Below are 550 nucleotides of genomic sequence, written 5' to 3' on the forward strand. Positions count from 1 at the left end.
GTGTCGGACAGCGGAGCGCCGGCTTCGGCGGACGGGGGTTCGGTGAGGACCGCGGCGAGGCGGTCGCGCAGGGCGGCGGCGAGGTCGTCGTCCGCCGCGCCGGGTTCGCACACGGCCGCGAACGCGGTGAGGGCGTCGGCATCGCGGGTGAGGTGCACGAGGGCCATGAGCAGCGCCCGCGGGTCGGCTCCGGTGAGGCGCTCGGACACCTCGGCGGCGGTGCACCCGGCCAGGGGCAGACCGGCGGCCAGGGTGCGGGGGAAGAGGGGCGACATGGTGGCCTCCGCGGGCGGGTTCAAGGGACGACGACGAGAAGTTCCCATTGGGAACATCTGGATGGTGTCGGCTCGACCCGAAGAAGTAAAGAGGCGCCCGCGACGGCGCACCCGGACCCGGCGGAGCCGCCGCGAGGGACGGGGCGCGGCGCGCGCGATCGAGGCGCGGTGGCCGACGGCCGCGGCGGTCGAGCCTGCTAAGCGTCGATGCGCGATCGGTCCAGTGCCGCCGCCGAAGCCGCGATGAACTCCCGGCGCGGCGCCACGTCGTGGCC

Annotated in this window: 1 protein-coding gene; it reads right to left on the minus strand. The window is 75.8% G+C overall.

Annotated elements, in window-relative coordinates:
• The coding region (locus AC1DSF_RS30635) for a hypothetical protein (RefSeq protein WP_478184076.1) at positions 1-275 on the minus strand (275 nt) is incomplete at its 3' end.
• Positions 276-550 lie beyond the last annotated feature (275 nt).

The organism is Variovorax sp. 01N429 (assembly GCF_056399425.1).